At 61.6% G+C, this 23,704-nt stretch carries 16 protein-coding genes and 2 pseudogenes; 11 read left to right on the top strand and 7 right to left on the bottom strand.

Features of this window, described 5'->3' with window-relative positions; all coding sequences use genetic code 11:
- The 4 genes and pseudogenes from CRN80_RS26255 to CRN80_RS26245 all read right to left on the bottom strand — a co-directional run bounded on the left by CRN80_RS26255 (position 1) and on the right by CRN80_RS26245 (position 5,617).
- Positions 1 to 2,409: a glucose/quinate/shikimate family membrane-bound PQQ-dependent dehydrogenase gene (locus tag CRN80_RS26255; RefSeq protein ID WP_098951943.1), complete on the bottom strand. Its 2,409-nt coding sequence runs from the start codon at positions 2,407 to 2,409 to the stop codon at positions 1 to 3.
- Between the two features lie 235 nt (positions 2,410 to 2,644).
- A pseudogene (locus tag CRN80_RS32205) lies at positions 2,645 to 3,181 on the bottom strand (methyl-accepting chemotaxis protein); the annotation flags it as partial.
- Positions 3,182 to 3,556: 375 nt separating this feature from the next.
- Positions 3,557 to 4,432, bottom strand: a pseudogene (locus tag CRN80_RS32200) (cache domain-containing protein); the annotation flags it as partial.
- Between the two features lie 294 nt (positions 4,433 to 4,726).
- Positions 4,727 to 5,617, bottom strand: a complete 891-nt coding sequence (locus CRN80_RS26245) for a bestrophin family protein (RefSeq protein ID WP_003190542.1) — start codon at positions 5,615 to 5,617, stop codon at positions 4,727 to 4,729.
- A 328-nt stretch (positions 5,618 to 5,945) separates the two neighbouring features.
- On the opposite strand from CRN80_RS26245, the gene CRN80_RS26240 reads away from it, so the two are divergent.
- Both CRN80_RS26240 and CRN80_RS26235 read left to right on the top strand, forming a co-directional pair.
- Positions 5,946 to 6,797 (top strand): hypothetical protein, encoded by an 852-nt coding sequence (locus tag CRN80_RS26240; RefSeq protein ID WP_169918629.1) that lies wholly within the window; start codon positions 5,946 to 5,948, stop codon positions 6,795 to 6,797.
- A gap of 2 nt (positions 6,798 to 6,799) precedes the next feature.
- Complete coding sequence (locus CRN80_RS26235) at positions 6,800 to 7,828, top strand: GGDEF domain-containing protein (protein ID WP_169918630.1); 1,029 nt, start codon at positions 6,800 to 6,802, stop codon at positions 7,826 to 7,828.
- Between the two features lie 647 nt (positions 7,829 to 8,475).
- On the opposite strand, the gene CRN80_RS26225 is transcribed toward CRN80_RS26235, so the two are convergent.
- Entirely contained in the window at positions 8,476 to 8,775 is a 300-nt protein-coding gene (locus CRN80_RS26225) for a helix-turn-helix transcriptional regulator (protein ID WP_050516211.1), read from the bottom strand.
- Positions 8,776 to 8,865: 90 nt separating this feature from the next.
- Between CRN80_RS26225 and CRN80_RS26220 the strand changes: the two genes are divergently transcribed.
- The 3 genes from CRN80_RS26220 (at position 8,866) to CRN80_RS26205 (ending at position 13,547) form a co-directional block, all read left to right on the top strand.
- The gene (locus CRN80_RS26220) at positions 8,866 to 9,957 is read left to right on the top strand and encodes an NADH:flavin oxidoreductase/NADH oxidase (protein ID WP_032892303.1); all 1,092 of its coding nucleotides are present in this window, start codon (positions 8,866 to 8,868) and stop codon (positions 9,955 to 9,957) included.
- A 189-nt stretch (positions 9,958 to 10,146) separates the two neighbouring features.
- A complete protein-coding gene (locus CRN80_RS26215; protein ID WP_098951937.1) occupies positions 10,147 to 12,276 on the top strand; it encodes a TonB-dependent siderophore receptor in 2,130 nt (709 codons plus the stop codon).
- Positions 12,277 to 12,947: 671 nt separating this feature from the next.
- Positions 12,948 to 13,547: a hypothetical protein gene (locus CRN80_RS26205; RefSeq protein ID WP_032892300.1), complete on the top strand. Its 600-nt coding sequence runs from the start codon at positions 12,948 to 12,950 to the stop codon at positions 13,545 to 13,547.
- 7 nt (positions 13,548 to 13,554) lie between these two features.
- On the opposite strand, the gene CRN80_RS26200 is transcribed toward CRN80_RS26205, so the two are convergent.
- Positions 13,555 to 14,277, bottom strand: coding sequence for a FadR/GntR family transcriptional regulator (locus CRN80_RS26200; protein ID WP_003190551.1), 723 nt, complete (start codon positions 14,275 to 14,277; stop codon positions 13,555 to 13,557).
- 48 nt (positions 14,278 to 14,325) lie between these two features.
- Complete coding sequence (locus CRN80_RS26195) at positions 14,326 to 16,062, bottom strand: IlvD/Edd family dehydratase (protein ID WP_019817288.1); 1,737 nt, start codon at positions 16,060 to 16,062, stop codon at positions 14,326 to 14,328.
- A 192-nt stretch (positions 16,063 to 16,254) separates the two neighbouring features.
- Here CRN80_RS26195 and CRN80_RS26190 point away from each other — a divergent pair, with 192 nt between their 5' ends.
- The 6 genes from CRN80_RS26190 to araG all read left to right on the top strand — a co-directional run bounded on the left by CRN80_RS26190 (position 16,255) and on the right by araG (position 23,700).
- The gene (locus tag CRN80_RS26190; RefSeq protein WP_098951935.1) at positions 16,255 to 17,577 is read left to right on the top strand and encodes an MFS transporter; all 1,323 of its coding nucleotides are present in this window, start codon (positions 16,255 to 16,257) and stop codon (positions 17,575 to 17,577) included.
- A 16-nt stretch (positions 17,578 to 17,593) separates the two neighbouring features.
- The gene (gene araD1 / locus CRN80_RS26185; RefSeq protein ID WP_098951934.1) at positions 17,594 to 18,586 is read left to right on the top strand and encodes an AraD1 family protein; all 993 of its coding nucleotides are present in this window, start codon (positions 17,594 to 17,596) and stop codon (positions 18,584 to 18,586) included.
- A gap of 10 nt (positions 18,587 to 18,596) precedes the next feature.
- The gene (locus tag CRN80_RS26180) at positions 18,597 to 20,177 is read left to right on the top strand and encodes an aldehyde dehydrogenase (NADP(+)) (RefSeq protein ID WP_098951932.1); all 1,581 of its coding nucleotides are present in this window, start codon (positions 18,597 to 18,599) and stop codon (positions 20,175 to 20,177) included.
- A gap of 16 nt (positions 20,178 to 20,193) precedes the next feature.
- Positions 20,194 to 21,057 carry an SMP-30/gluconolactonase/LRE family protein gene (locus CRN80_RS26175; protein WP_098951931.1) on the top strand — a complete coding sequence of 288 codons (864 nt, stop codon included), beginning with the start codon at positions 20,194 to 20,196 and terminating at the stop codon, positions 21,055 to 21,057.
- 139 nt (positions 21,058 to 21,196) lie between these two features.
- Positions 21,197 to 22,201, top strand: a complete 1,005-nt coding sequence (locus CRN80_RS26170; protein WP_032892294.1) for a substrate-binding domain-containing protein — start codon at positions 21,197 to 21,199, stop codon at positions 22,199 to 22,201.
- Positions 22,198 to 23,700, top strand: a complete 1,503-nt coding sequence (araG, locus tag CRN80_RS26165) for an L-arabinose ABC transporter ATP-binding protein AraG (RefSeq protein ID WP_098951929.1) — start codon at positions 22,198 to 22,200, stop codon at positions 23,698 to 23,700. Before CRN80_RS26170 ends, araG begins: the two co-directional genes overlap by 4 nt.
- Positions 23,701 to 23,704: the final 4 nt, after the last annotated feature.

Raw genomic sequence — 23,704 nt, 5'->3', positions numbered from 1 at the left:
TTACGGCAGGGCGTAGGCGATCACGTAGTCGCCGCGGTCGGTGGACTGGCGTGCGCCGCCGGCGGTGACGACGATGTATTGCTTGCCGGTTTTGGGCGACACGTAGGTCATCGGCCCGCCCTGGCTGCCGACGGGCAGGTGGGCTTTCCAGATTTCATCGCCATTGCCGCTGTTGAAGGCGCGCAGGTAGAAGTCCTGGGTGCCTGCAATAAAGATCAGGCCGCCTTGGGTGGACAGCGTACCGCCCAGTGTCGGCAGGCCTACCTTGATCGGCAGGTGCATGCGGATACCCAGGGGGCCGGTGTCTTCAACGGTGCCCACCGGTACTTGCCAGGCGACCTTTTGCGTCTTCATGTCGATGGCGGTCAAGGTGCCGAACGGCGGCGCCTGGCACGGAATGCCGGCCACCGACAGGAAGCGGTTTTTGTTCACCGCATACGGCGTGCCCTTGAGCGGCACGGCGCCCATGCCGGTGTTCAGCGCTTCACCACCGGAAGAGGCCTGGGCCTTGTTCTGCGACGGCACCATCTGGATCCACAGGCCCAGGCGCATGTCGTTGACGAAGATAAAACCGTGCACCGGGTCGGTGGAAATGCTGCCCCAGTTCATGCCGCCCAGGGAACCCGGGAAGCTCAGGGATTTATCGGTGCCCGGCGCGGTGTACAGGCCGTCGTAGCGCATGCCCTTGAAGTCGATGCGGCACAGCAACTGGTCATACGGCGTGGCGCCCCACATGTCCGATTCGGTCAGGGTTTGCGCGCCGATTTGCGGCATGCCCACGGATTTCGGCTGGGTCAGGGAATACGGCTCGTTGGGAATGTTCGCGGCTTTGACCGGGACTTCCTGCACGTCCGTCAGCGGCTTGCCGGTGGCGCGGTCGAGCACATAGATCTGCCCGGCCTTGGTGCCGATGACCACGGCCGGTACGGCCTTGTCGCTGCCTGGCGGGGTGAAGTCGATCAGGCTTGGCTGCATTGGCAGGTCGAAGTCCCAGAGGTCGTTGTGGACTGTCTGGTAGACCCACTTCTCGGCACCAGTGGAGGCGTCGAGTGCCAGCACCGAAGCGCCGTATTTGTGGTTGAGCTGTGTGCGCTCCACACCGTAGATATCGGTGGACGAGCTGCCCATCGGCAGGAAGACCGTGTTCATCAGCGGGTCGTAAGACATCGGCGCCCAGCTGTTCGGGGTGCTGCGCACGTAGGTGGCATCGCCCGTCGGCGCCTGCTTGTCTTCGGGGTTGCCTGGGTCGAACGCCCAGCGCATTTGGCCGGTGATCACGTCAAAACCACGGATCACGCCACCGGGCATATCGGTCTGCACGTTGTCTGCCACGCGGCCGCCGACCACCACGGTGGTGCCGGCCATCAGCGGCGCTGAAGAGAGTTGGTAGTAGCTGTCCGGTACATTGCCCAGGCCAGCTTTGAGGTCTACCTGGCCATGGGTGCCGAAGTCTTCGCAGAACTTGCCGGTGTCGGCGTCTACGGCGATCAGGCGCGCATCAATGGTGTTGGTCAACAGGCGACGCTGGCACTGCGCACCGGCAGGTACGCTGGCGGCCAGGATCGGCGAGCTGTTGGGCTGGGTCGGTTGGGCAATCGGCGCGCTGGCGTCGAAATACGCCATGCCGCGGCAACGCTGCCACACTGCCGATTTGGCGTTGACTTCGTTCTTCCACAATTCTTTGCCGGTGTCGGCATCCAACGCGATCAGGTTGTTGTGTGGGGTGCAGATAAACACTTTGTTGCCGATCTGCAGGGGCGTCAGTTGGTCTTCGGCACCGTTGCCGTCGCTGATGGCCACGTCGCCGGTGTGGTAGGTCCAGGCGACTTTGAGCTTGTCGATGTTGTCGCGGTTGATCTGGTCCAGTGCAGCGAAACGGCTGCCACCTTCGGTATTACCGTAGTGCGCCCAATCTTTCTGCGCATCGGCCGCAGCCACGGGTGTGACGCCCGGGCCTGCACCGGTGGGTGCAACGCTTGGGTGCGCGACAAACATATTGCCCGCTGCCACCGCCACGCCCAGCGCCAACACGGCGGCGACGCCATAGGCACCCCGCGCCGGTTTGCCGGCCAGCAACGGATACACCAGCGCGACAACCACGCCGATCACCGCAAACATGAACAGTCGCGAGAACAGCGGCCAGTATTCCAGGCCCACGTCGGCCACTGCCCACACGGCGGTAGCCAGCAGAAACGCGGCGAACAACCAGGCGCCGGCAGGCTTGCAGCGGGCAATCAGCAGCCCGGAAATGGCCATGACCACGCCGCCGAGCAGGAAGTACCAAGAGCCTCCCAGACTGACCAGTTTGGCGCCGCCGACGGCCAGCGCAAGGCCGAGCAGGGCGATGACGACGCCCAGGCCCAGGAGTAAGAATCTAGAGACGCCAGCGGCGCGCGATGCTCGTTTCATGTCGAATGGACTCGAGTGAGAGAGGGCAAAGACGCGATTTTAGCAAGATAAGTAACCGGTTAGTACATTTGAGTCCTGCAATAGACTGTTGCAGGTACTGCGATGATGGGCAGTGCCGCTGCTACCCTGTGGCGAGGGAGCTTGCTCCCGCTGGGGCGCGAAGCGGCCCCGCTCTTAGTTTAAAAGACTGGGCCTGCTGCGCAGTCCAGCGGGAGCAAGCTCCCTCGCCACAGCATCAGAACTTGAAACGCCCCACCAGCCCATTGAGCTGACCGGAAATATCGGTCAACCGTCCGGACCCGGTCTGCGCCGAATGCGCAAAGCCTTCCACCAACTGCGCGTCGGCGTGGATCTGCGCGATATGCCGGTTGATCTCTTCAGCCACCTGGTGCTGTTCTTCAGCGGCAGTGGCGATCTGGGTGTTCTGGTCGCGAATCGAGTCCACCGAGCCGCGAATCTTGTCAAAGCTGTCACGGGCCTGCTGGATGCGCGCAACGCTGGTGTTGGACACCAGCAAGCTGCCTTGCATCTGCTGGGTGACTTCCTGGGTGCGGCGGGCGAGGTTGCCCAGCAGGCTGTCGATTTCGCCGGTGGAGTCGGCGGTGCGACGCGCCAGGGCGCGCACTTCGTCGGCCACCACCGCAAAGCCTCGGCCCTGGTCGCCAGCGCGGGCGGCTTCGATTGCGGCGTTGAGCGCCAGCAGGTTGGTCTGTTCGGCAATCGAACGGATGGTGTCGAGGATGGTGTTGATGTTCTGGCTGTCTTGCTCGAGCAACTGCATGGTCTGTGTGGATTTTTGCAGGTCTTCGCTGAGCTTGAGCACGCTGCCGGTGGCTTCACCGATGTGCTGCTGACCGGTGTGCACGTCGCGATAGCCCTCATCGGCACTCGTGGCGGCGGCGCTGCATGAACGCGCGACTTCGTTGGCGGTGGCGACCATCTCGTTGAACGCGGTGCTCACCAGTTCCACGGCTTCGCGCTGGCGGCCGGCGGCCTGGTTCATATTGTTGGCCACGGCGCTGGTGTCGGCGGCGGCGGTTTGCAGGTCTGAGGAGGCGTTGCCGATGCGCTGCACCAGTTGCGCGATCATGCTCAGGAACTGGTTGAACCAGCCGGCGAGGCTCGCGGTTTCGTCCTTGCCTTGCACCTTGAGCTGGCGCGTGAGGTCGCCTTCACCTTCGGCGATTTCCTGCAGGCCGTCGGCCACGCCGCGAATCGGGCGCACGATCACCCGGGCGAAACTGGCGCCGACGATGGCGAACACCACGGCCAGTACGGCGGCAATCGCCGCGATCAACCACGTCAGGCGGGTGGCACCGGCCATCACTTCGTCACGCTTGATCAGGCCGATAAAGCGCCAGCCCAGGTCTTTGGAGCTGACCACGTTAGCCATATAGGCCACACCGTCGATGCTCACCTCGGTCACGCCATCGCCGTGCTTGGCCAGTTCGGCGTAGTTCGCGCCCAGGCCCGCCAGGGGCTTGAAGTTGTGCGTGGCATCGCTGGGGTCCACCAGCACATTGCCGTCGGCTTCCACCAGCATCAGGTAGCCGCTGTCGCCCAGCTTGATGGTGCGCACCAGCTCGGTGAGTTGCTTGAGCGACACGTCCAGGCCGACTACTCCAAGGATATTGCCCGTGGCATTCGCGACGGTGCGTACGGTGCCGATCAGCACCACATCGTCCGGGGCCCAGTAGTAGGCGCCTGTGCGCACGGTCTTGCCTGGCGCTGCGATGGCGGCCTGGTACCAGGGGCGGGTGCGCGGGTCATATTGCGTCAGTTTGGCGTCGTCCGGCCAACTGGCGTAGCCGCCATCGCTCAGGCCCAGGGACAGGTAGGCGGTGCTGGGGTGGCTTTTGGCGAACTGATCGAAAATCGCCAGCAGTTCTGTATTGGTCGGCGTCAGCGGGATTTGCGCGGCATCGGCACCGGCATAGCTTTTGAGGTTCTTGGCCGCGATCACGCGCGGGTCCTTGGCGACGAAGTCGACATTCTGGCTGATGCCGTCGAAAAACTGCTGCATGCCATTGTCGATCTGGCGGATCTCGCGGCCGCTGCTGTCGAGGAAGTTGGCCAGCGCACCCTCGCGCAGATTAAGCACCACGATAATGGCGACCAGGATGACCGGCACGCACGCGATGGCCGCAAACGCCCATGTCAGCTTCTGCTTGATATTCATGACTTCACCCGCGGGTATTTATAGTTTTGGCAAGGGGAGAAAAATTAGTGCTGCGTGTCGCAGGCGTTTTTGTGAGAGGCGAGGCCATGCGTACCCTCGGTATATCGGCCGAGGGCGCAGGCACTTGAGCAAGGGTAATCAGGCGATCGGGTCACCGACCAGGGCATCGCGGCGCATCGACTGCAGGTTCTTCTCGATGGTCTCGCAGATGCTTTCCATCTGGATCTGGTGTTCGCTGGAATTGAACGGGCTTTGCAGGTCGGTGCCGATGCGTTCGATGGCCAGCAGCATGAAGCCCACAACGGTGGAGGCCAGCGGCGTGAACCAGCCAAGGGATTCCACCAGGCCCACCGGCACGATCAGGCAGAACAGCGAAATGAACAGCCGTGGGAAATACACGTAAGGGTAGGGCAGTGGCGTGTTGGCAATCCGCTCCATGCCGCCCTGGGCGTTAGAGAGGTCCACCAGGGTCGACTCCAACCGCGCCAGGCGAATGCTGTCCAGGCGCCCGGCCTGGTATTCGCGCGCCAGCAACGAGGCCGAGCCGGTGAGGATGTCATTGGCGAAGTTATTGGTGGCGCCGTTGCGTGCAAATTCTTCGGCGGGGATAAAGGCGCGCACTTCCTCGGGGCACGGCTGGCCCTTGAGGTGCGCAGCCAGGCAATTGACGTAAGCCACGTGACGGCGCAACAGCGTCGACTTCACGGGGTTCACCTCACCGGGTGCGTCATCGAGCAGGGTCAACACTTGCCGGGCAAAACTGCGCGAGTTGTTGACCATCGCGCCCCACAGCGTGCGTGCTTCCCACCAGCGGTTGTAGGCGCTGCTGTTGCGAAAACTGATCAGCACCACCAGGGCCGAGCCGAGCAGGGTCAGGGGCATCAGCGGCAAATTGATCTTGGCCGTGAGAAACAGCATGAAGTCCACCGTCACTGCCACATCCCACAACAACAGCCAGAACAACGCCCAGCCCACATAGCCCATGGTCTTGATGATCAGGCGGTATTTCTTCAGAAGGGCAGCTTTCAAACGAGAACCTCGCGGCGGGCGGTTGGCAACAATTCCCTGTTACGACGTCGCTGAGAGGGGAAGGTTCGCAGCGTGCTGAATCGATTAGTCCTCTAACCGCCAGGCGGAGGGAATGTAACCAAAGGTTGCGTGCAACTGTGTGCCACGGGCATTTGACTGTGGAACAACTTTGGTACTGATGACGTCTTGTCCGGCAATCGCTGTACATTGCGTTCGAGGCGAAAAGCCATTAATGGCAGGATTATTGAAGTGATTTGTTTTGGAGCCGGGCTGCAGGGATTTCGTAGCTGAGATCAGTGGCATCAAGTTGGATGATCAGGGCTCTTTCATGCGTGTCAGTTCGTTGAAGTTGGCTATGTGTAATACCGCGCAAGCGCTCGAACGTCATAAGGATTTTGAATCGTGCATGAGAGCGCATTACCACGTGCTGCTCGTGCCCTATTCGAGACGACCGTTTTTCTACAAGAGTGCCCTTAAATACAGCCGCTTGATGGTGTCGTTTGCATTATTGAGCCAATACTTTTCCACACCGCTGCCGTTGTTGGCAGAAGTTAAAGCCTTGTGCGTAACGCGCAAGTATTGTTCGAAAAACAGCCTGGAATCGATCTTTTTGCTGTTCCAGGCCCTGGGCTTCATGGAGGTTGCGCCGCACCCCGAAGACAGTCGCTTCAGGGTGTATGCACCCTCGGATGAAGCCTGCCGCGAAGCGCGGCTGATGCTCACCGCCCTCACTGAGTCGTTGGCGTTGCTCTACCCCGAGAGGGAAGTGTTCCGGCAGATGCGCGACCTGGATGACCGCGAGTTCCTGGCGCTCTACTTCAAGGGTTTTGCCATGATCCTCGCGGCCGAGTTGACGGTGGATGTCTTGCTGCCCGAATGTTATTGGCTGGTCAAGCGCGACGCCGGCCATCTGTTGATGCTGGCGATCTACAACGACGCTTTTGCCCCAGAGAACGGCCGCGCCACCTTCCGGTCGTCTTCCTACCTGGCCTTGGCCAAGCAACTTTCCGTGTCCAAGACCCACATTATCCGTATGGTGCAGGAGGGGGTTGAAAAGGGTTATTTCAAAGCCCACTCCAAAACCCGGCTGGAAGTTCTGCCACCCTTTGCCAGCCTGGTAAAGCGGTTCATGGCCTTTTCATTTGCGATGGGCCTGCATGCTATTGAGATGGGAGCGTAAGGATGCCTGCTAACTTGAAGTTGCGGCCCAGAATGCGCAGTTTGTTGTCACCTGCTGTGGCCCAGGCCGAATGGGTAGGAATTATTGCCTGGTTCGGCATGCTCCTGATTCCTCCGGCCTTGAAGTTGGACCTTTATATGTTGGCCATCACGGTCGGCCTGCTGATTGTTTGCCGGGTACATGCCACCACCGCGAACTTCCTGCTCTGGCGAGTGCTGGGGGTCATTTATATGGTGTTGTTGTCCGTCGGCTTCGCGTATCTGATTCATTTGAACGAAGAGTTGCGTATCTACGGCTTGCCGTTGGCCGTGACTCTGGTGGTGGGAAGCGCCATCTTGTTTATCAGTGTCCAGGATTATCTGGTCGATGCGCTGTTGATCTGGCTGATCCTATGGCCGCCCATGCAGACGGATATAGAGGCTGGCAATGAGGTGTATTTGCTGCTGTTCTGCGCGGCGTCGGTGTCCATCGGGTTTATCTTGAGTTACTCCTACTTGAAGAACCTGCGTTCGGTATTGCTGGTGGAAAGCGAGTTTCGCGCCTTGGCCGAGACCGACTACCTGACCTCCATTCTCAATCGGCGGGCCTTTATGCAGAGCTTCGAGAAGTTGCTGGCCGGGGAGCAGGGCGGCTACTTCATCATGTTGGATATCGACAGTTTCAAGGAAAAAAACGACCTGTATGGCCACGACGTCGGGGACAAAATCCTGCGCGCCATGGCCCTGTGCCTGAAAAACGCCAAAGGCAGCCACAGCTTCGGGCGGATCGGCGGGGAAGAGTTCGGCGTGTTATTGCAGGGCGACGATGTGGAGGTGGCCTGTGATTATGCCCTGGACCTGTTGCAGGCGATCCGCAGCAGTGTGCCCGCGCCCCACCATTACACCTGCAGTGCGGGGATGGCGCGTTTTTCGCCGGGCGACGAGTTGTCGGCCGTGCTCAAGATGGCCGACAAGAACCTGTACGGCGCCAAGCGCAATGGCAAAGACTGTGTGCACCTGGACGGCGCGCTGTTAAAGGCGATCTTGTCCTGAGGCTTGCCGTCTAGAGGTATCTACACAACTTCGAGGCGACGCTGGATCTGTGGCGAGGGCGCTTGCTCCCGTGACGGCCTGACAGCCGATGCCAATCTACCCTGACACCCCGCGATCAACCTGTGGGAGCGGGCTTGCTCGCGAAGGCGGGCTGGCAGTCAACACAGTTGTATTGTGTACATATCCATTCCTGCGGTAACGGCCACTTAGGGTTCCGCCCTGACGGCGGCTCACTTTTGACAAGCGCAAAAGTAAGCAAAACGCTCTTGCCCCACCACTCGGCACCTCGCCTAGGCTCGGTGTGCCCGTAATCCGCCAGTGATTTGGGGGGCCGCCGCCACGCGCCATCCATGGCGCGGGGCGGCTAAACCGGCATCCCTGCCGGTTTACCCCCCAAATCACTGGCGAATTCCGGCCAGCGTGGTTTAACGGGGCGCCTAAGATCAAAAGCAGATCAAGAGCGGCTCGCTTCGCATCGTGGTTACCGTCTGCTGTTACAACCCACAAAGTTGTGTAGATACCTATGGCCATCGCAGGCAAGCCAGCTCCCACAGTTTGGACCGCGGGGTGTCAGGTAGATCAGCGCCGGCTGGCAGGCCGTCACGGGAGCAAGCTCCCTCGCCACAGGCCAGCGTCGGGTTATGCGTCTAGCGCTGTGACAACACACTGGCCAGCAACCCCGGGAAGCGGCTCTCCAGCTCGTCACGGCGCAACGAGTTCATATGGGTGGTGCCCACATTGCGCGTGTGCACCAAGCCCGCATCGCGCAATACCCGGAAATGATGGGACATGCTGGACTTGGGCCGCCCCCCGTCCAGTTCGCCACAGGTCGCCTCTGGCACGTTGGCCAGGTAGCGCACGATGTCCAGGCGTACGGGGTCGCTCAAGGCGTACAGCACACGCTCAAGCGTCAATTCCAGCGGGGTAGGGTGTTTGAAGGCTCGCATGGGGCGGATCATAACAGGGGGGTAGCGTTCAATACCATAGTTCGATTACCATCGAACTATCGAATCAATCACCCCTTCCTGGAGCTCCCAATGTCGGCCTTGTTCGAACCGTTCAAACTTAAAGACGTGACCTTGCGCAATCGCATTGCTATTCCACCGATGTGCCAATACATGGCCGACGACGGCATGGTCAACGACTGGCACCACGTGCACCTGGCCGGCATGGCCCGTGGCGGTGCCGGCCTGCTGGTGGTCGAAGCTACTGCGGTCGCCCCAGAAGGGCGCATCACCCCAGGCTGCGCCGGCATCTGGAGCGACGCCCACGCCGAGGCATTCGTGCCGATGGTCAAGGCCATCAAGGCCGCAGGTTCGGTGCCGGGTATCCAGATCGCCCACGCCGGCCGCAAAGCCAGCGCCAATCGCCCCTGGGAAGGTGATGACCACATCCCGGCCTCTGATGCCCGTGGCTGGGAAACCATCGCCCCGTCTGCTATCGCGTTCGGTGCCAACCTGCCCAACGTACCCCGTGCCATGACCCTGGAAGACATCGCCCGCGTACAGCAAGACTTCGTCGACGCGGCTCGTCGTGCTCGCGATGCCGGCTTTGAATGGATCGAGCTGCACTTCGCCCACGGCTACCTGGGCCAGAGCTTTTTCTCCGAACATTCCAACCAGCGTACCGATGCCTACGGTGGCAGCTTCGACAACCGCAGCCGCTTCCTCCTCGAAACCCTGGCTGCGGTGCGTGAAGTCTGGCCAGAAAACCTGCCGCTCACCGCTCGGTTCGGCGTGATCGAATACGACGGCCGTGATGAGCAGACCCTCACCGAGTCGATCGAACTGGCCCGCCGTTTCAAGGACGGTGGTCTGGACCTGCTGAGCGTCAGCGTCGGCTTTACCATTCCTGACACCAACATTCCGTGGGGCCCAGCTTTCATGGGCCCAATCGCCGAGCGTGTACGTCGTGAAGCCGGTATCCCGGTGACGTCAGCCTGGGGCTTCGGCACACCGCAACTGGCCCAAGGCGCGTTGCAGGCCGGGCACCTGGACCTGGTTTCGGTGGGGCGCGCACATTTGGCCGACCCGCATTGGGCCTACTTTGCTGCCAAGGAGCTGGGCGTGGACAAGTCCTCCTGGACTTTGCCGGCACCTTACGCGCATTGGTTGGAACGCTATCGCTGAGGTAAGCCTGCGCGTTGCATGAGCCACTCGATTGAGTGGCTTTTTTTCGCCTATTGTTTTTCGCGACCTGCGCGGCGAAAAATAACAAATGAGAACCGATATCAAACGAGAATGCCCTGATATATGATGCGCGGCGAATTCTTGGCAGGTTTGCCGCCCCATCTGGCTCATTCACTAGGTTCTACACCCATGCGTCGTACCCTGATTTCCATCTGTGTGCTCCAGGCGTTTTCCCCCTTCGCGTGGGCAGAGCAGGTGCCTGCCGAGAACGCCAGCATCGAACTGCAAGCCACCAATGTCACCGCCACCGCGGACCTTGAGTCGGCCCAAGGCCCCGTGCAGGGCTACCACGCCACACGCTCAGCCAGTGCGACGCGCACCGACACCTCTATTCATGAAACCCCGCAGTCCATCAGCGTGGTGTCCAAGGACGTGGTCGAAGACCTCGGTGCAACGCGTCTGCAGGATGCCCTCGATTACGCCGGCGGCGTGGGCCGTGCCAACAATTTCGGCGGGCAGGGCCTGACCACCTTTACCGTACGCGGCTTCACCTCCGGTGAGTTCTACCGCAATGGGTTCCCGATCAACCGCGGTTACCCGAACATGCCGGACGCCAACACCATTGAGCGTCTTGAAGTGCTGCGCGGCCCCGCGACCATGCTCTACGGCCGTGGCGACCCGGGCGGCACCTTCAACGTGGTGTCCAAGCAGCCGCTGGCCGAACGCACCGTCACCCTGGGCAGTCAGCTCAATGACCAGGGCATGAAGCGCGGCACCCTGGATGCCTCCGGCCCGCTGGACGAGGAGGGCCGCCTGGCCTATCGCCTGAACGTAGTGGGCGAGGGCGGCGACACCTTCCGCGATCACGTCGAGACGGAACGCTACGGCGTGACGCCGGTGATCACCTGGCAGGCCACCGATGACACCAAGGTGACCTTCGAAGGCGATTTCATGCGCAACAACCACCCGCTGGACCGCGGCCTCACGCGTTTCCCCAACCAGCGCGGCACGCCATCCCGTGACACTTTCTGGGGCGACAAGGACGCGGGCAAGCTGCACAACGACAACAACATGGCGCAGTTGCGTTTCGAGCATGCACTGAGTGATAACTGGACCCTGGGCGGCGGTTTTCAGTGGTTGGACGGTAGCTTGAAAGGCAATGCCATCGAAGCCAACGGGCCGGGCAGCCTGGGCGCCGATGGCCGCACCCTGCAACGCAACTTCAACTACCGCAAGTTGGAATGGACCGACAAGGACTACCAGCTCAACTTGACCGGGCACTTCTCCACTGGCGGCTTCGATCACACTTTGCTCACCGGTATCGAGTACGAGGACTACGACTACAAGTCAATTATCCAGCGTTCCAGCGCCGCAGCGGGCACCTATCCAATTGACATCTTTGACCCGGTGTACGGTCAACCCCGTCCGGCACTGACCCGTACGCCGACCCACGACAAAGAAAACCTCAAGACCTACGCCGCTTTTGTACAGGACCAGGTTGCTCTCACTGAACGTCTGAAAGTGCTGGCCGGTGCCCGATTCGAGCGTTTCGAGCATGATTACCAGAACTATGTAGGTAAAAGCTGGCAGGCCGCCGACAACGCCGTCACCCCGCGTGTGGGTGTGATCTACGACCTCACCGACACCGTCGCGGTGTATGCCGATGCCGCGCGTTCGTTCAAGCCCAACACTGGCGCCAGCCGCGAAGGCGGTGGTTTTGCGCCGGAGAAGGGCAAGTCTTACGAGATGGGCATCAAGTGGGAGGCGCTGGATCGGCAGTTGAGCGTTGATGCGGCGATCTATCAGATCGAGAAGAAGAACGTGCTGACCACTGATCCCGTGGACAATACCTTCAGTGTCGCGGCTGGCCAGGTGCGCAGTCGGGGCTTCGACCTCAATGTGGCAGGCAACCTCACGCCCGAATGGCGCGTGATCGGCGGCTACGCTTACGTAGATGCGGAAGTTACCCGTGATAACACGTTGCGCTCCGGCACACGCTTGATGAACATCCCGCGCAACAGCTTCAGCCTGCTCAACGTCTACGAGTTTCAGGACGGCGCGCTCAAAGGCCTGGGCTTGGGCGCCGGCGGCAAGTACGTCGACCAGCGCGCCGGCCAGACTGCCAACACGGCATTCTCGATGGACGCTTATACCGTGGTCGACTTGCTCGGCTACTACAAGGTCAATGAGCAGGTGCGCTTGAACCTGGATGTGAAAAACCTGTTCAACCGCGAGTATGAAGAAGGCGCGTTCGGCAATATCTACGCCTACCCCGGTGCACCGCGCACCGTGCAGGTGGGCATCGCCTATACCCTATGATGAACAGCGTCGATATGTGTGAGCTGGCTTGCCTGCGATGACGGCCTGCCAGCCAACGCCTACTACCTGACATCCCACGGTCCAACTGTGGGAGCGGGCTTGCTCGCGAAGGCGGCCTGATAGTCAACACAGTTGGATTGTGTACATATCCATTCCCACGGTAACGGCCACTTAGGGTTCCGCCCTGACGGCGGGTCACTTTGGAAAAGCCCCAAAGTAACCAAAGGGCTCTTGCCCCACCACTCGGCACCTCGCTTAGGCTCGGTGTGCCCGTAATCCGCCAGTGATTTGGGGGGCCGCCGCCACGCGCCATCCATGGCGCGGGGCGGCTAAACCGGCATCCCTGCCGGTTTACCCCCCAAATCCCTGTCGAATTCCGGCCAGCGTGGTTTAACGGGGCGCCTAAGATCACAAGCAGATCAAGATCAAGATCAAGAGCGGCTCGCTTCGCATCGTGGTTACCGGTGGCTGCGGCGAACTGCACAGTTGTGTAGATACCTAGGGCTATCGCAGGCGAGCCAGCTCCCTCGCCACAGTGCCCTGCCTCCTATTCACCTGTCAGGTTTGACAGTAGACACTGGCCCTTGATCGAGGGATGTTTGCCCTAACGTGCCAGCGCAGCAGTCGGCGCTCATTGCTTTTCGAAGCCACGTTTAATAGGGATATTAAAAATGGAACGGGAACTGATCGACGAAGTTGAAGAGCTGATCAAAAAGACTAACGATGCCGAGCGTCTGTTCACCCGATACGCCACCAAGTGCTACACATCAGCCTTGCAAAAATATGCCAAGGACATCAGCGAAACCTCCTATACCTACCTGCTGGCCGAGCTGGCCGAGGGTTCGTTGAGTTCGGAAATTCTCGGCCGTCCAGGCGCCAATATCAGCCTGGTCAGGATCGAGATAGAGGAGATCATGCTTGAAGCCGATGTGATCAAGAAACTCAAGCGGGCCGAAACCCATTACCTGGAAACCCTGGAATCGGTGCGCAAGTTCGAAGACCTAAAACGCTTCGAAAAAATGCAGGACACGTCCGATATCGTCCGCTCGATAAAACTCGGCGTGTCACGTTTCAATATCCTGTTTGTCATCCTGCTGATCGGCGGGTTGACCTGGGCGGCGATCAATCTGCCTAAAGAGGCGTTGGCGTTGATTTCCGCGGCGATCGGCGGCGCCATCACCCACTTGCTGTCCGAGCGCCAGGCCGTCCTGGCGCTGAAAAAAGAGGGCGATAACACCTGCCCCAGGGCCAACAATAACAATCAGGAATGACGCGGGTTTACAGCGGCGTCAACACATTCATCACCGTGTCCAGCGCCACTCGCGTGTCATCCAGTTGCACCAGCGACGCATGCCGCGCGCCCAGGGCATCGCGGTTCTGAATCGCCGTGAGGATCGCCTTGTGTCGCGGCAGACTCAGGCCCTGAATGTCCGGGCGGCGGTTGGTGATGTTGATCGACTCGCGCAACGGCAGCGAGAGCATGTTGCACATATAGGCCAGCAGGTCGTTGCGGGTGGCGTCGGCAATCGCGCGGTGAAAGTCCAAGTCGGCCTGCAACAGCTCCTCGTGGGTCTTGGCGGTTTCCATGCCCTGGTAGGCGTGTTCGATGGTGGCGATGTCTTCATCGGTGGCGGTGGTCGCGGCCATGGCGGCGATTTCCGGTTCGAGGATGCGGCGCACCCCGGCCAGGGTGTTGAAGAACTCGCTGTGGGGCGTGGACTGCATCAACCAGGACAGCACGTCCGGGTCGAGCAGGTGCCATTTCAAGCGTGGCCGTACCACCGCGCCCACCCGTGGTTTGGAATACACCAGGCCCTTGGCGCTGAGCACCCGCGTGGCTTCGCGCAATACCGAGCGGCTGACCTGGTATTCCTCGCACAGCGTGGCTTCCATGGGCAACCGTTCCTCGGGCTTGAAGCGACCGGAAACGATGTGCATGCCCAAGTCCTGAACGATCTGGGCATGCTGGCTCTTGCGCGGCTTGGGCGGCTGGTGATCCATAACGACGGGGAGGCTCTGGCTTAGATTCGCCGCATCATAGCATCCCAATTAGTGGGAATGCCGTGGGACTTCTGCCCCGCGACAGCCCACCAGGAAGTCGAAGTCACAGCCTTGGTCGGCCTGCAGCACATGGTCGATGTACAGCTGGCGATAGCCGCCGACGATGAGGTTCTGCGCGGGCGGCAGGTCGGCCATGCGCGCTGCCAGCTCGGCGTCGGGAATGTCCAGGTGCAGGCGGCCATTGGCGCAATCGAGTTCGATCCAGTCACCTTCCTTCACAGTCGCCAACGGCCCGCCAGCAGCGGCTTCCGGTGCCACGTGCAACACCACGGTGCCGTAGGCGGTGCCGCTCATGCGCGCATCGGAAATACGCACCATGTCCGTCACGCCCTGGGCCAGCAGCTTGGCGGGCAAGCCCATGTTGCCGACTTCGGCCATGCCGGGGTAACCCTTGGGGCCGCAGTTTTTCATGACCAGGATCGAGTTGGCATCCACGTCCAGCTCCGGGTCGTTGATGCGTGCCTTGTACATGTCGAAGTTCTCGAACACCACGGCGCGGCCACGGTGCTGCATCAGTTCGGGGCTCGCGGCCGAAGGCTTGAGCACCGCGCCCAGGGGCGCGAGGTTGCCACGCAGCACGCAGATGCCGCCGTCGGCGCGGATCGGGTTGTCCAGGGTGCGGATCACTTCGTCCTGGCCGTAGATCGGTGAATCCTGGGTGTTCTCGCCCAGAGACTTGCCGTTGACGGTCAAGGCGTTGGGGTGCGGGATCAGGTTGGCTTCACCCAGGCGGCGCAGCACAGCGGGCAGGCCACCGGCGTAGTAAAACTCCTCCATCAGAAAGCGCCCGGAGGGTTGCAGGTCGACGATGGTCGGCATGCCGCGGCCGATGCGGGTCCAGTCATCCAGGTCGAGTTCGACGCCGATGCGCCCGGCGATGGCTTTCAAGTGAATCACCGCGTTGGTCGAGCCGCCGATGGCCGCGTTCACGCGGATAGCGTTTTCAAACGCTTCCTTGGTGAGGATTTTCGACAGCTTCAAGTCTTCACGTACCATCTCCACGGCGCGCATGCCCGACATGTGCGCCAGTACATAGCGACGCGCATCCACGGCCGGAATCGCCGCGTTGTGGGGCAGGGAAGTACCCAGTGCTTCGGCCATGCACGCCATGGTAGAAGCCGTGCCCATGGTGTTGCAGGTGCCCGCCGAACGCGACATGCCGCCCTCGGCCGCGAGGAAGTCATCCAGGGTGATGGTACCGGCCTTGACCTGTTCGCTGAGCTGCCACACCACCGTTCCCGAGCCGATGTCCTGGCCCTTGTGCTTGCCGTTGAGCATCGGCCCGCCGGTGACCACGATGGCCGGCACATCACAACTGGCCGCGCCCATCAGCAGCGCCGGGGTGGTTTTGTCACAGCCGGTGAGCAGGACCACGCCATCAATCGGATTACCGCGAATGGCTTCTTCCACATCCATGCTCGCCAGGTTGCGAGTGAGCATGGCGGTAGGGCGCAGGTTGGATTCGCCGTTGGAAAACACCGGGAACTCCACCGGGAAGCCACCGGCCTCGATCACGCCACGCTTGACGTGCTCGGCGATCTGGCGGAAGTGCGCGTTGCACGGCGTCAGCTCCGACCAAGTGTTGCAGATGCCGATGATCGGTTTGCCATGGAACTGATGGTCGGCAATGCCTTGGTTCTTCATCCAGCTGCGGTACATGAAACCGTTCTTGTCGGCGGTACCGAACCACTGGGCAGAGCGTAGGCCGGGCTTTTTGTCAGGCATGATCGATTCTCTTATTGTATGACTATATGTTCTATGCGTGCTTAAACATAAGCGCAAAATCGCTGCTTTGGAAGTGTTGTTTTGTAAATAGTCCTACTATATAGTCTTTCTCAACTGAGGTATGACCCTGGCGGATTTTCGCGAGAGGCGTCCCCCGAGCTTCTATAAAAACAACAATCGGAGATCGACCCCATGAGCCAGGAACTGCGGCTTATTCGGCGCATCACGCTGAAACTGATTCCCTTCCTGATCCTGCTGTACCTGATCGCCTACGTGGACCGTTCCGCCGTGGGCTTCGCCAAGCTGCACATGGGCGCTGACGTGGGCATCGGCGACGCCGCCTATGGCCTCGGTGCCGGGTTGTTCTTCATTGGCTATTTCCTGTTCGAGATTCCCAGCAATCTGATGCTCGACCGCTTCGGCGCACGGCGCTGGTTTGCGCGAATCATGATCACCTGGGGCGCCATCACCATCGGCATGGCGTTCGTGCAGGGGCCACACAGCTTCTATGTGATGCGTTTTCTGTTGGGCGCGGCGGAGGCGGGGTTCTTTCCCGGCGTGCTGTACTACATTACCCAATGGTTTCCCGTGCGCCATCGCGGCAAGATCCTCGGGCTGTTCATCCTCTCCCAACCGATTGCAATGATGATCACCGGCCCTGTGTCCGGCGGTTTGCTCGGCATGGACGGCATCCTCGGCCTGCATGGCTGGCAGTGGCTGTTCATCGTGATCGGCACCCCGGCGATCCTGCTCACCTGGCCGGTGCTGCGTTACCTGCCGGACGGCCCCCAACAGGTCAACTGGATGAGCGAGGAAGAAAAAGCCTGGCTCACCGGCGAGCTGCACAAAGACCTGCAAGCCTACGGCCAGACTCGCCACGGCAACCCGTTGCATGCGCTCAAGGACAAGCGCGTATTGCTGCTGGCGCTGTTCTACCTGCCGGTAACCCTGAGCATCTACGGCCTCGGCCTGTGGCTGCCCACCCTGATCAAGCAGTTTGGCGGCAGCGACCTCACCACCGGCTTCATCTCCGCGGTGCCCTATATCTTCGGCATCATCGGCCTGTTGATCATCCCGCGCAGCTCCGACCGCTTGAACGACCGGTACGGCCATCTCGCCGTGCTCTATGTATTGGGCGCCATCGGCCTGTTCTGCAGCGCCTGGCTCACCGTGCCGGTGCTGCAAATGGCCGCGCTGTGCCTGGCGGCATTTGCAATGTTTTCCTGCACCGCCGTGTTCTGGACCCTGCCGGGGCGCTTCTTTGCCGGCGCCAGCGCGGCGGCCGGTATTGCCTTGATCAACTCGGTGGGCAACCTCGGCGGCTATATCGGCCCGTTCGTGATCGGTGCGCTCAAGGAGTACACCGGCAACCTGGCCTCAGGCTTGTATTTCTTATCCGGTGTAATGGTGTTCGGCTTGCTGCTGACCCTCGTGGTCTACCGCGTGTTGGAGCGCAAGCACGTGCTGCCCGTCGACCAATTCGCCGCCAGCGCCCGTGGCGCCACACGCACTTAAATCCAGGAGAAGCTGCATGCGTTTAGTTCAGTTCGAGTTGAGCAACGGTGAGCGCCGCGTCGGCGTGGTAGAAGGCAACCAGGTACGCGAAGTGCGCGGCGCCCACAGCGTGCGTGAACTGGCGCTGGCCGCCATCGAAGCCGGCGGCAAGTTGCAGCAACAGGTGGAGGCCCTCGGCCTGGGCGCCAGCCATGACTACGCCGCCTTGTTGGCGGACCATAAAATTTTGCCGCCGCTGGACCACCCGGACCCGGCCCACATGCTGATCAGCGGCACCGGCCTTACCCACCTGGGCAGTGCCTCGGCCCGCGACAAGATGCACCAGCAGGCCGGCGACGACAGCGCGATGACCGACACCATGCGCATCTTCAAGTGGGGTGTGGAGGGCGGCAAACCCGCTGCTGGCCAGGCCGGTGTGCAACCGGAGTGGTTCTACAAAGGCGATGGCAGCATCGTCGTGCGCCCGGGCCAGGCCTTCCCGGTGCCGCCGTTCGCCGAAGACGCCGGCGAAGAACCGGAAATCGGCGGCCTCTATGTGATCGGGCATGACCGTAAACCCTATCGCCTGGGCTTTGCGGTGGGCAACGAGTTCTCCGACCATGTGATGGAGCGCAAGAACTACCTGTACCTGGCCCATTCCAAGCTGCGCAGTTGCAGCTATGGCCCGGAGCTGCGCGTGGGCGAACTGCCCCAGCACTTGGCGGGCACCAGCCGCATCCTGCGCAACGGCGAAGTCATCTGGCAGAACGAATTTCTCAGCGGCGAGGCCAACATGTGCCACAGCCTGGAAAACCTCGAATACCACCACTTCAAATACAGCCAGTTCCTCAAGCCGGGCGACGTGCACATTCACTTCTTTGGCACCGCCACCTTGTCATTCGCCGACGGTATACGTACCCAGCCGGGCGACGTGTTCGAGATCAGCCAGGCTGAATTCGGCGCGCCGTTGATCAACGGTATCGGCAGCAGCGATGCGGCATTCGAACCCGGCCAAGTCACCCCCCTTTAAGGAGATCAACATGACCCAGTTCCTCGGCCACAACTACATCGGCGGCCAACGCAGCGCCAACGGCAGCATCAAGCTGCAAAGCATCGACGCCGCCACCGGCGAAGCCTTGCCCCAGGATTTCTACCAGGCCACCGCCCAGGAAGTGGACGCCGCCGCCCAGGCCGCGGCTCAGGCTTACCCGGCCTATCGCGCCTTGAGCGCCGCACGCCGTGCGCAGTTCCTGGATGCAGTGGCCGATGAGCTGGACGCCTTGGGCGATGATTTCGTCGAACTGGTCTGCCGCGAAACCGCCTTGCCGGCCGCACGCATCAAAGGCGAGCGCGGGCGCACCAGCGGCCAGATGCGTTTGTTCGCCACCGTGCTGCGCCGCGGTGACTTCTACGGCGCGCGTATCGACAAGGCCCTGCCAGAGCGCCAGCCGCTGCCGCGCCCAGACCTGCGCCAATACCGCATCGGCCTCGGCCCGGTGGCAGTGTTCGGCGCCAGCAACTTCCCCCTGGCATTTTCCACCGCTGGCGGCGACACCGCTGCCGCGCTGGCTGCCGGTTGCCCGGTGGTGTTCAAGGCCCACAGCGGGCACATGGCGACCGCCGAGCGCGTGGCCGATGCGATCATCCGCGCCGCTGAGGCCACCGAGATGCCGGCTGGCGTGTTCAATATGATCTTTGGCGGCGGCGTCGGTGAGGCGCTGGTCAAGCACCCGGCGATCCAGGCGGTAGGCTTTACCGGCTCGCTCAAAGGCGGCCGCGCCCTGTGCGACATGGCCGCGGCGCGCCCGCAGCCGATCCCGGTGTTTGCCGAGATGTCGAGCATCAACCCCGTGATCGTGCTGCCCCAGGCGCTGCAAGCCCGCGCTGAAAGCATTGCCCGTGACCTGACCGCGTCGGTGGTACAAGGCTGCGGCCAGTTCTGCACCAACCCAGGTCTGGTGATCGGTATCGCCTCGCCTGCGTTCACCGCGTTCACTCAGCAGGTCGCGCAATTGATCGGCGAGCAACCGGCGCAAACCATGCTGAATGCCGGCACCCTGGGCAGCTACGGCAAGGGCCTGGAAAAACTCCGGTCTCACCCGGGCATCCAGCATCTGGCGGGCAGCGCGCAATCGGGCAACCAGGCGCAACCGCAACTGTTCAAGGCGGATGTACGTCTGTTGATTGACGGCGATGAAGTGCTCCAGGAAGAAGTCTTCGGCCCCACCACGGTGTTCGTCGAAGTGGCCGACCAGGCGCAACTCAGCGCCGCCCTGCAAGGGCTGCACGGGCAGTTGACCGCCACGCTCATCGGCGAACCGGCCGACCTGCAACAGTTCGCTGAACTCACGCCGCTGCTGGAACAGAAAGTCGGGCGCATCCTGCTCAACGGTTACCCCACTGGCGTGGAGGTGTGCGATTCCATGGTTCACGGCGGGCCGTACCCGGCAACTTCCGATGCGCGTGGCACCTCGGTCGGCACCTTGGCCATCGACCGTTTCCTGCGCCCGGTGTGCTTCCAGAACTACCCTGATAGCCTGCTGCCCGACGCGTTGAAAAACGCCAACCCCTTGCGTATTCAGCGCCTGGTAAATGGCACGCCATCGCGCGAATCGCTGTAACTGATCAGGAGGCTTCATGTCGTTGAGCGCAGTCACCTCGCACCGTGCCCGGTTGGGCGAAGGGCCGTTCTGGGATGTACCAACCCAGGCCTTGTATTGGGTGGATATCGCCGCCCGCCAGGCGCTGCGCCTGATGGGCGGGGAGTTGCAGGTGTGGCAGTTGCCCGAGCATGTCTCGGCGTTCATCCCCTGTGAACGCGGCGATGCGCTGGTGACCTTGAGCAGCGGCGTGTATCGCCTGGACCTGGCCACCGAAGCCTTGACCTTGCTGTGCGTAGCCGACCCGCAAGCGGGCAACCGTGGCAATGAAGCACGCTGCGATGCCCAGGGCCGCCTGTGGTTGGGCACCATGCAGAACAACATTGGCGAGCAGGGTGAAGACCTGCCGATTACCCGGCGCTCCGGTGGCTTGTTTCGTATTGATGCTGATGCAACGGTCACGCGGTTGCTCAACGGCCTGGGCATTCCCAACACCTTGCTCTGGAGCGAGGAGGGCAGCCAGGTGCATTTCGGCGACAGCATGGACGGCACGCTCTATCAGCATTCGATCCAGGTTGACGGCCAACTTGGCGCCGCCCAGGCCTGGTTCGGGCCGCACACACGCGGCGGGCCGGATGGTTCGTCCATGGACGCTGAGGGCTATATCTGGAACGCGCGTTGGGACGGCAGTTGTCTGCTGCGGCTGACGCCCTCGGGTGCGGTGGATCGCATCATCGAACTGCCGGTCAGCCGGCCCACCAGTTGCGTGTTCGGTGGGCCCGAGCTCACCACGTTGTATATCACCAGTGCTGCGAGTCCCTTGAATCATCCCCTTGACGGTGCGGTATTGGCCATTGAGGTGGACGTGCCAGGCAAGCCCTGTCACCGCTTCGCCGGATAACCTGTAGGAGCGGGCTTGCCCGCAAAAAACGTCAACGATAACGCGTTCATGCTGGATGAACGCGTCGCCCTCGGGGTTTTCGAGAGCAAGCTCGCTCCTACAAAGTTCTACCTAAAAACAACAACAAGGAGTCACCCGTATGAATCGTCGTCGTGGTTTGCGTTCCCTGTGCTGCGCCGCTGTGGCGGTCTCGGCCATGAGCTTGAGCGGCCTGTTGCTGGCCGCTGAAGAAGTGAAAATCGGCTTTTTGGTCAAGCAGGCCGAAGAGCCCTGGTTCCAGACTGAATGGGCGTTTGCGGAAAAAGCCGCCCAGGACAAAGGCTTCAAACTCATCAAGATCGCGGTGCCCGACGGCGAGAAAACCCTCTCGGCCATCGACAGCCTGGCCGCCAACGGCGCCAAGGGTTTTGTGATCTGCCCGCCAGACGTGTCCCTGGGCCCGGCGATTGTCGCCAAGGCCAAGGCCAACGGCTTGAAAGTGATGGCCGTGGATGATCGCTTTGTCGATGCCAAGGGCAACTTCATGGAAGACGTGCCGTACCTGGGCATGGCCGCATTTGAAGTGGGCCAGAAGCAGGGCGCCGCCATGGCCGCCGAAGCGAAAAAACGCGGTTGGGACTGGAAGGACACCTACGCGGTGATCAACACCTTCAACGAACTCGACACCGGCAAGAAACGCACCGATGGCTCGATCAAGTCGCTGGAAGAGGCTGGCATTCCTAAAGATCACATCCTCACCGCCCCACTGAAAACCCTCGACGTCCCAGGCAGCATGGACGCCACCAACTCAGCGCTGGTCAAACTACCGGGCAGCGCGAAAAACCTGATCATCGGCGGTATGAACGACAACACCGTGCTCGGCGGCGTGCGCGCCACCGAAAGTGCCGGTTTCGCCGCAGCCAACGTGATCGGTATCGGCATCAATGGCACCGACGCCATCGGCGAATTGAAGAAAGCCAACAGCGGCTTCTTTGGTTCGATGCTGCCCAGCCCGCACATTGAAGGCTACAAAACCGCCGAGATGATGTACGAGTGGGTCACCAAGGGCACCGAGCCGCCGAAATACACGGCCATGGACGAAGTGACGCTGATCACCCGTGAAAACTTCCAGGCGGAACTGACCAAGATCGGGCTGTGGAAATGACCGCTGCGGCCCTGCGGTTTGACGGCATCGGCAAGACCTTTCCCGGGGTCAAGGCGTTGGATGGTATCTGCTTCACCGCCCACCCGGGGCAGGTGCACGCGCTGATGGGCGAGAACGGCGCAGGCAAGTCGACCCTGCTGAAAATCCTCGGCGGCGCCTACATTCCGTCCAGCGGTACGGTGCAGATCGGCGCGCAAACCATGGCCTTCAAATGCGCCGCCGACAGCATCGCCAGCGGCGTGGCGGTGATTCACCAAGAGCTGCACCTGGTGCCGGAAATGAGCGTGGCCGAGAACCTGTTCCTCGGGCATTTGCCCACGCGCTTTGGCGTGGTCAACCGGGGCCTGCTGCGCAAGCAGGCCCTGGCCTGCCTCAAGGGCCTGGCCGATGAAATCGATCCCGACGAGAAACTCGGGCGCCTGTCCCTGGGCCAGCGTCAGCTGGTGGAAATCGCCAAGGCGCTGTCTCGTGGCGCCAACGTGATTGCCTTTGATGAACCCACCAGCAGTTTGTCGGCGCGGGAAATCGACCGCTTGATGGCGATCATCGCGCGCCTGCGCGACGAGGGCAAAGTGGTGCTGTACGTGTCGCACCGTATGGAAGAGGTGTTCCGTATTTGCGATGCGGTGACGGTGTTCAAGGACGGCCGCTATGTGCGCACGTTCGAGGACATGAGCACGCTGACCCACGATCAACTGGTGACCTGCATGGTCGGTCGCGATATCCAGGATATCTACGATTACCGAGCGCGTGAGCAAGGCGAGGTGGCGCTCAAGGTGGACGGCTTGCTCGGCCCGGGCCTGCGTGAACCCATCAGTTTCCAGGTGCGCAAGGGCGAGATCCTGGGCCTGTTCGGGCTGGTGGGGGCGGGGCGTACCGAGCTGTTTCGCCTGCTCAGCGGGTTAGAGCGCGCCAGTGCCGGCAGCCTGGAACTCTGTGGTGAGCCGTTGCAGTTGCGCTCACCCCGCGACGCCATCGCCGCCGGCGTATTGCTGTGTCCGGAGGACCGCAAGAAAGAGGGCATCATCCCGCTGGGCAGCGTCGCTGAAAACATCAACATCAGCGCCCGTGGCGCCCATTCCACCTTTGGCTGGCTGTTGCGCGAAGGCTGGGAGAAAGGTAACGCCGACCGACAGATCCAGGCGATGCGGGTCAAAACGCCGAACGCGGCGCAGAAGATCATGTACCTGTCCGGCGGCAACCAACAGAAAGCCATCCTTGGCCGCTGGCTGTCGATGCCGATGAAGGTGTTGCTGCTCGACGAACCCACTCGCGGTATCGACATCGGCGCCAAGTCGGAGATCTACCAGATCATCCATAACCTGGCGGCCAGTGGCATTGCAGTAATCGTGGTGTCCAGCGACCTGATGGAGGTGATGGGCATTTCTGACCGCATCCTGGTGCTGTGCGAAGGCGCCCTGCGCGGCGAACAACGGCGCGAACAGGCGACTGAATCCAACCTGCTGCAGCTGGCCTTGCCACGCGGCCTGGCGAACTGAGAGA

This window comes from Pseudomonas sp. FDAARGOS_380, assembly GCF_002591235.1.
GTDB lineage: Bacteria > Pseudomonadota > Gammaproteobacteria > Pseudomonadales > Pseudomonadaceae > Aquipseudomonas > Aquipseudomonas salmasensis.
This window is presented reverse-complemented; position numbering and strand designations above follow the sequence as displayed.

Coding starts and splice junctions, on each gene's coding strand:
- CRN80_RS26190 (WP_098951935.1), top strand. CDS start 16,255: ATGAGCCAGGAACTGCGGCTTATTCGGCGCATCACGCTGAAACTGATT.
- CRN80_RS26175 (WP_098951931.1), top strand. CDS start 20,194: ATGTCGTTGAGCGCAGTCACCTCGCACCGTGCCCGGTTGGGCGAAGGG.
- CRN80_RS26180 (WP_098951932.1), top strand. CDS start 18,597: ATGACCCAGTTCCTCGGCCACAACTACATCGGCGGCCAACGCAGCGCC.
- CRN80_RS26255 (WP_098951943.1), bottom strand. CDS start 2,409: ATGAAACGAGCATCGCGCGCCGCTGGCGTCTCTAGATTCTTACTCCTG.
- CRN80_RS26220 (WP_032892303.1), top strand. CDS start 8,866: ATGTCGGCCTTGTTCGAACCGTTCAAACTTAAAGACGTGACCTTGCGC.
- araG (WP_098951929.1), top strand. CDS start 22,198: ATGACCGCTGCGGCCCTGCGGTTTGACGGCATCGGCAAGACCTTTCCC.
- CRN80_RS26215 (WP_098951937.1), top strand. CDS start 10,147: ATGCGTCGTACCCTGATTTCCATCTGTGTGCTCCAGGCGTTTTCCCCC.
- araD1 (WP_098951934.1), top strand. CDS start 17,594: ATGCGTTTAGTTCAGTTCGAGTTGAGCAACGGTGAGCGCCGCGTCGGC.
- CRN80_RS26200 (WP_003190551.1), bottom strand. CDS start 14,277: ATGGATCACCAGCCGCCCAAGCCGCGCAAGAGCCAGCATGCCCAGATC.
- CRN80_RS26205 (WP_032892300.1), top strand. CDS start 12,948: ATGGAACGGGAACTGATCGACGAAGTTGAAGAGCTGATCAAAAAGACT.
- CRN80_RS26170 (WP_032892294.1), top strand. CDS start 21,197: ATGAATCGTCGTCGTGGTTTGCGTTCCCTGTGCTGCGCCGCTGTGGCG.
- CRN80_RS26240 (WP_169918629.1), top strand. CDS start 5,946: ATGCGTGTCAGTTCGTTGAAGTTGGCTATGTGTAATACCGCGCAAGCG.
- CRN80_RS26235 (WP_169918630.1), top strand. CDS start 6,800: ATGCCTGCTAACTTGAAGTTGCGGCCCAGAATGCGCAGTTTGTTGTCA.
- CRN80_RS26225 (WP_050516211.1), bottom strand. CDS start 8,775: ATGCGAGCCTTCAAACACCCTACCCCGCTGGAATTGACGCTTGAGCGT.
- CRN80_RS26195 (WP_019817288.1), bottom strand. CDS start 16,062: ATGCCTGACAAAAAGCCCGGCCTACGCTCTGCCCAGTGGTTCGGTACC.